Source organism: Paraburkholderia caffeinitolerans (genome assembly GCF_902859945.1).
GTDB lineage: Bacteria > Pseudomonadota > Gammaproteobacteria > Burkholderiales > Burkholderiaceae > Paraburkholderia > Paraburkholderia caffeinitolerans.
On record NZ_CADIKL010000079.1, the window covers coordinates 1 to 9,837 of the forward strand.

General features: G+C 58.4%; 7 protein-coding genes and 2 pseudogenes. 4 read left to right on the plus strand and 5 right to left on the minus strand.

Features of this window, described 5'->3' with window-relative positions:
* Nucleotides 1-400: 400 nt before the first annotated feature.
* From HV773_RS35995 to HV773_RS36010, 4 genes are all read right to left on the minus strand, one after another.
* The gene (locus HV773_RS35995) at nt 401-1,135 is read right to left on the minus strand and encodes a DUF6875 domain-containing protein (protein ID WP_343052441.1); all 735 of its coding nucleotides are present in this window, start codon (nt 1,133-1,135) and stop codon (nt 401-403) included.
* A gap of 178 nt (nt 1,136-1,313) precedes the next feature.
* Complete coding sequence (locus tag HV773_RS36000) at nt 1,314-3,116, minus strand: alpha/beta fold hydrolase (protein ID WP_246282650.1); 1,803 nt, start codon at nt 3,114-3,116, stop codon at nt 1,314-1,316.
* 26 nt (nt 3,117-3,142) lie between these two features.
* Entirely contained in the window at nt 3,143-3,427 is a 285-nt protein-coding gene (locus HV773_RS36005; protein ID WP_175198490.1) for an acyl carrier protein, read from the minus strand.
* Between the two features lie 45 nt (nt 3,428-3,472).
* Entirely contained in the window at nt 3,473-5,098 is a 1,626-nt protein-coding gene (locus HV773_RS36010) for an amino acid adenylation domain-containing protein (protein WP_175198491.1), read from the minus strand.
* A gap of 885 nt (nt 5,099-5,983) precedes the next feature.
* Between HV773_RS36010 and HV773_RS36015 the strand changes: the two are divergent.
* A pseudogene (locus HV773_RS36015) lies at nt 5,984-6,713 on the plus strand (IS6 family transposase).
* A 92-nt stretch (nt 6,714-6,805) separates the two neighbouring features.
* On the opposite strand, the gene HV773_RS36020 reads toward HV773_RS36015, so the two are convergent.
* Entirely contained in the window at nt 6,806-6,970 is a 165-nt protein-coding gene (locus tag HV773_RS36020) for an FmdB family zinc ribbon protein (protein WP_175198492.1), read from the minus strand.
* 799 nt (nt 6,971-7,769) lie between these two features.
* Here HV773_RS36020 and HV773_RS37655 point away from each other — a divergent pair.
* The 3 genes and pseudogenes from HV773_RS37655 to HV773_RS36030 all read left to right on the plus strand — a co-directional run.
* Nucleotides 7,770-7,941, plus strand: a pseudogene (locus tag HV773_RS37655) (IS6 family transposase); the annotation flags it as partial.
* 1 nt (nt 7,942) lies between these two features.
* Nucleotides 7,943-8,296, plus strand: a complete 354-nt coding sequence (locus HV773_RS36025) for an HNH endonuclease (RefSeq protein ID WP_425496435.1) — start codon at nt 7,943-7,945, stop codon at nt 8,294-8,296.
* Between the two features lie 562 nt (nt 8,297-8,858).
* Nucleotides 8,859-9,014, plus strand: a complete 156-nt coding sequence (locus HV773_RS36030; RefSeq protein WP_156992751.1) for a hypothetical protein — start codon at nt 8,859-8,861, stop codon at nt 9,012-9,014.
* The last annotated feature ends 823 nt before the right edge of the window (nt 9,015-9,837 follow it).

Here is a 9,837-nt window from a genome sequence, read left to right on the forward strand (position 1 = left end):
CACCTGCCGAATACGTCCGTCAGCTGGGCCTGCAGGCCCAGCTGACGGACCAACAGAACGCCGAAGACTAACATTGCCTTTGGCACTGAAAGCCGGGGCCGCTCAAAAGGGGACTTTGCTAAAAGCCCGTTGGCCCTACTGGCGGGGGCAGGTCACCGCGTCACCCTTACATCGACCCGCTGCGCGTGCGCCGCAAAGTCCACGCATGGGTGTTGCGCGTCAATGGTCAGCATCGTGACTGCTGCGCATGTGGAAGTGCTAGCATAATGATCGCCAAGGGACAAATGCTGACCCATGGTTTGAACCAAACACCTGAAGACCAATTTTACTCGCTTGCCAAATAAGGGCGCCTAGTTAAAAGGGAGTGCCACTCCTCGCAACACCTTATTGCGACTAAACCTCAACTTTGCCTGGCTATCACCGACCTTAGCTCCGTGATCCGGTTATGAATTCTCGCGTTTTCCGTCTCCGGCAGAGCGTCTCCAACCCATCGCTGGTAATGCCTCAGTTCGCGAAGACGGACTTCGGCGGGGCTATCGGCACGATCGATAAACAGTGCGTCGTGAGGCGACATTGCCCGCACAACAAATGCAGGCTGATTACTGCGCATTGGCAGGAACGTCTCCGAATGAGTACCTTTCGTCAGACTTAAAGGATGAAACTCACCCAGCATCAATCCCGCCTCCATAAAGGCAGGCTTGGTCAACGAATGCGCTTCGTCGATGTATTGACCATATTGATAATCTTCGATCCCCTGCACAAATACGCACATCGAAAACAGCTTCGAATTTCCGTGCATGCGGTCAAGCAGCCTGAAATAGGATTCGGAAATTTTCTTTAGTACGCACAAGAAATCATTAAATCGCAGATTACTTGCATTCCACACACAGAAGACCAGGGAATCGTCGTTATGGACAGGCCTGGCGAACGGGCAGACAGCGCCACGGCGACCCAGTTCGGCATGAGGTTTCATGATAAAACCCTCCATCCATGCGAGACCCGATTGAAATAGCCTTCGGGTATTCTCGTCTGGCGTGGATTCGATCGCGGTCGACAAACATGCCGAACGCTCTATTTTTATGATTTCCCGATCGACTATCGAGCGGAGAGACTCGTACGCGTCATTAGTCACCATAATAATAATCCACCCGTCTGGAAACAGGGCCGCGCATCGTCCGGTGGTGCGTGTCAGGACGTGCGCCACCCGGTCGTACAGCGTTAGCCCGTCAGGTTGCGCCTCGGTACTGCCCGCCTGCGATGCGGAGGTTGAGCTTTGTCGTTGTTGGGCAGCTCTGCCGCAGACCGCGTTGAACCTAAGTCCGGCACAACGGGCGTGAGCCTAGATTTGCCGCGCCAGGGGCCTCAGCACGCGCGGCGCCAAGCGTCCTCCCGCGCAAATAATCTTCGAAAATAGCCATGACAGTTTCTCGCGCACTGCGCGAAAACAGCGAGTGATCCACCTTGTCGTGCACCTTGACATTGACGTTCGTCAATCTGTGAAGTGCACTCCCGTTGCGCCCAAAACGGCTCTCCAGTTCATCCAGTCCTACATCGATCGAACCGTAGACCAGCGACGTTTGCACGCCCTTGCGCTCGAGGTCCATCAGCAGCCTGCCAATGGCGTCTGTCGAGGGGTTGATGCCAGATATCCCGTCGATCGGGCTGCTGGCGAGCGAAGTCAGGCGCACGAACCAGCGGCGTGCCAACTCCAGCGCGATCGCGCTTCCATTTGACCGCCAGGTCAGCAACCTGAGCCACTTGCGGGGACTGCGCACCGAGCGCCAATACACGCGGCTGGATTCGATTCGCCGCGCATTCGGTTTCGTTTGCGGGCCGTTCCAGAAAAAGAACGGCAAGTTGATCGACATGCAGCCCACCACGCGAGAATGAGCCAATGCCGCGTGAATGCTAACGTAGCCGCCTGAACAGACGCCAAACGTCACGACGCCCTGATATCCGGCCGCCGTCAACCAGTCCACACCCACGAGCGCGTCCGAGACTGCATGACTGGCATAAATATCTTCAAGCGTCGTGGACGCCCCGTGTTGCCGACTATCTCCGAGCCCCCCGATATCCATGCGCAACGAGGCGATGCCCTGCGCCGCAAGCCTTCTTGCCATCAGCACGGCAAGCCTCGCGTCACCGACACGATGAACCCCGCCAGTATTGACGATCAGTACGGCGGGTGCATAACTTTTCGCGTGGCACGGTCTGCAGAAGATACCCGCATACTGCCCTTCCCCAAAAACCACAGGTTTCTCGTGGCCATGCGCAAAATCGATCCGTGTGTCGGCGACCGGCGGCAGCAATTTCGGCGCAAACCTTCGCTGCCCGCTGGACTGATAGCCCAGCCACTCGAGCACACTGTCGAAAGCCCGTCGAGGCGTCACGCTGGATCGCGGATCGGTCAGGAATTTGTCGAACTCGGGAAAGACCTGTACGTCCGCGCTCGCACCCCGCTCATGGTAGTGTTCCACCAGGTGGCGCGAAGCCGCACTGCTGCAAACATCCTGCACCAGTACACGCCGCGCAGGCACACGTGCACGCCGTGCAAGGTCGACGCCGGCTAGGTCGTCGAGTGTGTCGGCATGCAACTGGAATCCAAATGCGCCCACCGATTGCGCATCGGTATCTGCTTGTGCCGTGGTCTGGCCGTTGGGCGTCTTGAGCCAGCTCTCATGCTGCATGCGCAACTCCCGGATATAGCGCTTGCCCGCTATAACCGGCGCCATCAGCACCACGCTGTCCACATCCCCCAGTTCCTCGGCGGCCACGACCGCGAGAAGCGCGCCAAGCCGCAAGCCACAAAGAATCAGGCGTGTCGCACCGGTAGCCGTACGCAGATATCGCGCTGCGGCCTTGATGCTTTCTACCCATGCGCGGAGACGTTGCGCATCTTCCTCGTAGCCTTCCGAATCACCCGTTCCCGGATAGTCGAAGCGCAGAACGGACGTGCGGCCTTCTGCCGCCAGTCTTTCCGCAAGTTCGCGCCAGCCGCGATGCACGCAAAGCGCGTCGTAGCCGAAGGGACTGCACAACACGACAGCCGTCGTCGCCCTGCCGCCTGCCGGCAGGTGCAGCACCCCAAAACAGCCATCGAAGGTAACTGGCCTCATTGCTGACCTCATCGCTGCCCTCCCTGTTATTCCCGTCGTTGCATGGCCGCGAACGGTGCGCACTCCGTTCGTCTGTCCTGTTTCAGCGAAGCGAGCATGCGTGCAAGGGACTCGATGCTTTGAAACAGATCAAACGTGATCAGCTCGGCCGGTATCTCGATGCCCAGCGCCTCTTCAATCGCCAGCATTACGCGTATGGTGCCCAGCGAGGACAGGCCGACGGCGTAGAGGTCGTCGGTGTCGCTCAAGCTTGCGACCGGCACGTCAAGGCATGCAGTTTCCGAAATGATGCTGCGCAGATCGGCTTTCATTCATCCCCCTGTCACCCGTGTACATCTGGGTATTTCGTCCATCCTTCACGCATGGAGACGTTCTGCAATACGTCGCACAGACCGGTCCATGGTTTTGTCGGCAAGTGTGTCGCTGATGCACTGTTGTGCAAGCACCTTTCTGTCGATCTTCCCGTTCGCGTTGAGCGGTAACGAATCAACAACTACGACACGCTCTGGAACCGCATAGGATGGCAAGCGCTGCCGGCACGCCTGCAGAGCCCGATCCGGCTCGACCCTGACATTCGCCACGAAGGCAATCAGCCCGGCGGCACGTCCCGCCTCGTCAACCCGCCACGGGATCACCGCGCACTGCGTACCCTGACTACACGCTTGCACGACGTTCTCGACTTCTTCCAGCTCAACGCGGTTTCCGCGAATCTTGACCTGCCTGTCGAGACGACCATGAAACACGATTCCGTGGTCCGCAGTCGTGCTCGCAACGTCGCCTGTCCGATACCACCGGCGCGCGCGCCTGCCAGGATAGACCTTTTTGACAAATCGGCTACTGCCTGCATCGTCTGGTACGAGATAGCCGCCTGCAATCTGCGGACCCGCAACCAGCAACTCCCCCCGCTGACCGAAGGCGACACGTTCGAGCGCGGCATCGACAACCATCAATTCCACTCCTGGCAAAGCCCAGCCCAGCGGCATCACGGTGTTCTGTCCGTCTTCAAGAAATCCCCTCTGCACCTCGAAGCACGTACAGGCAATCGTTGCCTCGGTTGGCCCGTACATATGCAGGATTCGGCTGTTGGGCGCCGCGCGCATCCATGCAAGCGTCAGCGAGCGAGTCAATGGCTCGCCACCGAACATGGAAACCCGCAGGCTCGGAAAGGCCGCTGGCGCCAGCTTGCGCATCTGCTGCATAAGGCCGGCCACGGAAGGCACGCTATTCCAGTGGGTAATCTCGTGTCGCTTGATAAAATCCGCGTTGAATAGAGGGTCAACAGTGTCCGGTACGTACAGGCAACCTCCGTTCGCCCAGCAAACGAATATGTCATGCACGGAGGGATCGAATACCAGTTCGCATAACTGAATATAGCGAGCGTTACTGTACTTCTCCTGCAGCTGCAATTGGCCTTTTACGTAGGCGTCGGCGTTCGCATGCGTGATTGGCACCCCCTTCGGTGTGCCTGTCGATCCAGAGGTAAACAGCACGTAAGCAACATCGCTCATCGTGCCCCGGCGTAGCGTGTACGCTGCAACCGGCAGAGGCTGCAATCGGCTGGCACCGGAAAGCTGGTTGGGATTGATTCCCTCTTCGTCAAGCCGGAAAATCCGTGGAGGTTCCTCAAGAAGAGGCAGCACCTCATCAAGCATTGCAGCGCAATGACCATCGACCAGCATCACCGGCGCACCGGACTGCTCGATAATGGCCGCGATCCGCGCCGCCGGCATCTTCGGACTCAGCGGCACATAGGCCAACCCGGCGTCGAGAATGCCTAGCACGCCCCAATAGGCCGCGGCACTCCGATGCGCAAACAGCAGACAACGCTTCGCGTCGCCGGCCTGCTCGACCGATGCCAACCCGGACGATACACGTCGCACCTGAACCTCAATCTCCCCGTAGGTATAAGAATGCCCATCAACCCACAAAGCGGGACTGTGCGGTTGGTTCGCGGCCGAATCGAAGAAGAAGGCATGCAACATTGGACGCTCCGGTCGTTCTCGGAAAGATAGAACCCGCGGCAACCACAACACCGCTGGCGCCAACAACAGGCCAACCCTTTTCGTCGACTGACGTCACGAACAACTTCGCTGTCGACAACTGAACCGGCGCATTGCTCGCGACCAAGCATAGAGGACAGGAACCCTATGAGAAAAGCATATCCTTGTAACAGGATGTGATCTAATTATTTAGGATTACGATATTTATTTCGCGCGATTAAAAAGTGCCAGGTCTTTAATGTCGGACCTGCTACATGACACGCGCCAAATCCGAGTCATCTACGCCGGTGGAATATCTCACCTGCACATCGAGAATATCAACCTGGCCTGGATCCGCCCTGGAGGCCACGGGGATCCTCCTTTCAGGCAGGCGCAGCACCGCTGATCGACAAAAAGTCGTCGGCCTCACAGCATGCTCGATTCTTTGGCCTGACAAATATTCAGTGCTTTTTCGCCTTATGTCGATACATAGGTGCTGGGAGCGCGGTTCGCATGATTTATTTCTCAATTTCTTTTCGATTTTTGTCGCCTATCGTTAGCATCATTATGCGTGCGCTGCCTGCCCGTTCCTGCCGGGCAGGCGTCAACCGGGCATCGCAAAGTGGCGAGGCGTGCACGGCGTCTCACGCAGCGATGAGAACGCGGCTCTGATGTGACGGACCGCCCCCAAAGTCAAAAAAGACAGGAGCGCTAGTGTCTCCCCATTCCTGCAGCAAGGAACATCCGTCTGGGAGAATTTTTGTGCCTAACCAATCGGTACGCTGCAACTCAATGCTTTCCGAAACTGCTCGGCATCTGCTCTTCTCCTCTTCCCATCCACTACCCATACGAGGGCAATGTCAAGTTGGGCGCGCCGTAGAATGTGGCATGAAGAAGATCAAGTCGCCCTATCACGGCTTCCGTTTCCCGGCAGCGGTCATCAGTTGTGCGGTACGCTGGTATCACCGCTTCAACCTGAGCCTGCGCGATATCGAGGAACTGCTGCTCGAGCGTGGGGCAAGCGTCACCTGCGAGTCGGTGCGCAACTGGTGTGACCGGTTTGGTGCGCAGTTTGCGCGCCGTGCGAAAGCCGAACGCGGCGTGCCGGGCTCGACCTGGCACCTCGATGAGCTGATGCTGAAGCTGCGTGACGAACCGTACGTGCTTTGGCGTGCAGTCGATGCTCGGTACTGAACTGGATATCCTGTTGCAGAAGCGCCGCGACAAGGCTGCCGCCAAACGCTTCTTCATGAAGATACTGCGCTCGTACCCGGTGCCCCGAAAGATTGTCACCTATCAGCTACGCAGCTATCCGGCAGCCAAAGCGGAGGTGCCGGAGCTCACCGGCGTAAAGCATGTCTTTGTGAAGGCCTCGGCCCGGGTGAACAACCGCGCTGAGAATAGTCACCAGCCCACTCGCCGGCGTGAGCGCCAGATGCAGGGTTTCCGTGACCCGCGCCGCACGCAGGCATTTCTGTCGCGCTTCGGTCCGATCCGTCAGCACTTCGCGTTGCCCCGACACCGGATGAAAGCGACCAGACATCGGGAACAACTCAAGGCGAGATTGTCCGCTTGGTACGACTGGGCAGGCGCGCGATCCGCCTACGCACATCAATAAGGAATCCTACTCTCGGTGTACAGTTGGACCCGTCGACCCCAACTTGACAAGGCCCCTCGGCCGGATTATGCCTTCGTTCGGTCAGACAGATTTCAGCTCTTTCTGGATGTTTTCGCCACAAATGGCGTGGGTATGTGCTGGACCTTCTCGCTTCCGCACTTCGGACAAGGCGGATGAGCGGTTTCATGTTCAGCAAGATGCTCAGCATGTTCGAACATCTCACCACACTTCTCGCATTTGTACTGGTAAGTCGGCATGGCATTCCTCCAACGAGAATTCCGCACCTTGCGCTAGCCAGGTACTGTCTACGACAGCATAACTGATTCTAGTGCAGAAAAATGCAGGAAGCGCCCGCGTACGCATCTCGCGCCGCGCTCAGCGTATTCGGCGCAGGCAACCCCGGGTATCGCCGACCATGGTCAAGTGATTGCCCCTGCCGCCCCGCATCCGTTGGGGGCTGCTCGTCGTGGCGGGCCGCACCCGACCCACTCCGGTCAGGCAACGTTCTTCAAACCGGTCAGTCAGCCAAATCCAGATTTTGCAAACTGGAGTGCCACTAAGCGGCCGTTGGCGACCTCAACCAATCGACCATCAAGAGACAGCCACCATGCAGCTTCGAACGACCCAGGCGCCGCCGAGTACAGTCATTCGATGGAGATGCGCTACTGTGCTCCGGCCTCCTGCCCTGAGCTACTGCAAACATAACCGCGATACGCCGAAAGTTTAAAAGCTCGTCGTCCTATCAACTCTGCCAGCCCGAGGGCGACCATGCGAGGGGGGCGAATTGAGACGTTGCTAGCTCTGGCGCATGCAAAGCTGCTCTGCGAGCACGGAGCCGACACAGGGAGGGGTGCCGGGCGGTAACGGTTTCGTTGCCACCGACACTTGAGCAGGCGCGGACCTCAAGAAGGTCCCGTACTTCGCTTACAGGCTCGCGTTGCCGTCGGCGCCGGCCGTAGAGCACATTAAATGTGTCTATACGCACGGCTCCGATCGCAACCCCACAAGGCCGCGCTGGTGACAAAATCATTCAGTTCTACGGGTCGAAACGATGGTGAACGGAGTCTCTCGCTCACGCACACGAAGATCCTGCATGGTGCGGCGCTTTGCGCCGGAGTTTGTCAAACGGTGGAATCGCTTTCGGGCGGTGGTTCGGGCGAGCCGCCAGACAATAAACTTCATGCTCAGCGCCAGGTGCGACGTAACGGCGCCGCAAGGACATGATCGAACTGTGGGAAGGCCAGTGCGCAGTGACCGGCGCTTACACCTTGAGAGCGCTGGTCGCGAGTCATGCCAAGCCATGGACGGACAGCACCGATGTAGAGAATCTGGACACGAGCAATGGCTTGCTGCTCGCGGGCACTTTGGACAAGGTCTACGACGGCTACCTTATGTCTGTCCATCCCGAGACTGGCGAGCTGCTCTTCTCCGATGCGATCGACGAGGCAGAACGTGCCCGTCTGGCGGGGGACCATACGCGCCTGCGCAAGACACCCACGGCAGAACAGGCTGTCTACCTGGGGGCGCACTACCAGCGCTTCCTTGCGAAGAAGGCGGAACGCTCCTCCAAGCTGCGCAATTAGCCTGGAGGTCTTGCGGGTTCCCGCCGGGAGCCTTACGTGGCGGGCTGGTGGTCGTCCGATTTCCCGTGCCGCCTGAACCAGCGGCAAAGTCTCACCACTGGCCTTCAATGGCGTTTGTGCGTGCCCGTATAAAGCACGGACGCAAACGCGATCGAAGCGACTAGCAGAATCACCGCTAGCACAATGTAATGGTCCATGGAATCTCCTACGCGCCATTGGTGGCGTGCGTATCCCATGTTAAGCCTATTTTTAACACATTGCCGATGGTGGTCTAAAGCACAGTGCCGCACTGCTCGTTACAGCCTACATAGACCTTTCAATTACGAAACGCTGCTCAAGAACTAAGCACCCACTGGCGACCTGGTGTCGCACTGCACACACGGGTAAAACCTTTATAGTGGCTGGGTTTGGGTCGCCCCTCTTTTTGCAGTGCGGTCCAGATCGCCAGGCGCGATCGGACCCCGTGTGCGTCCTTGCCAGTTGTCGACAGTCATGGCGCCGAAGTGATTCGGCCCCCTGTCAGCTTCGCCAGTTTCTGCCTACACCTCGAAAGGAAGTCCCTGTGAAATACATTCCCCGCATCGCCGCATCTGCTGCCCTCGTCGTCGTCGCTTTCGCTGCTGTCACGTTCGCTCAGATCAAATTCGCTCCAGATTCCGCCGACAACAACCCGGTCGCGCGGATCGTCCTCAATGTCGAGTCGCAACTGAACGGCTGATCCCCGCCGTCAAAGACAGGCGTCGTCGTCCTCGGCGCTCTCGCGCCAGTCGCCACCCACACCGCGGCACCACGAGCACTGCTGGCAGGCAGTGCCAAACTTATGTTTGAGCGTTTCCAATCCCTCGTCGCACGCCGGATTGCTGCACGAAAGAACGTCTGCATATCTCCCCCCTGAGCGTGCACCAAAGCGCCAGCGCACACGATTGAAAAGCCCGTCGCTATCCACATAGGATGTGCAGCGGGCTGCACAGATCGTCCTGAACGTCGAGTCGTGGAACGGCTAACACGCCAATCGAAGGCGCCGCGCGCATGGCGCAAATCGGATCCTCTGCGTCATAGATCTGCAACGCCTGGAGCACGATCCAGCGACGTCCCTCGCTGCGCTTGCGCGCGCGGAGCACCGTTACGAGCGGTCGCGGTTGGAGTGGCTGCGCCGTCAGTGGCAGTTGCGCTTGGCAGGTCCCCATGCGATACCGAAGCCGCCACCCATAGTCGGGCCCATTGTGATCATTGGCCGCGACAAAGTGATCCGGGAATCTCTAGCCGTTCTGCTTAACGTGAAGGGTTATGGGAGGTCGAAGACATGTGGCTTCGACGGTTGGCATACATTCTGTCTTGAACCGTTGCAGCAATTGATCGTACTCGATGTTTCGGAGTTTTCTCGGGGCGCCTCCTCGTGGTTCGTGGAGAGTTTTGATACGACCATCGGAAGGGGACCTATCCGGCATTTTGTGGGCGAGGCATATCATGAGAGGTAAAAATCATGGATATGCCGATGAAGAAGAAACGTACGGTGGCGTCTCAGGCAGCGGCCCGAGGGC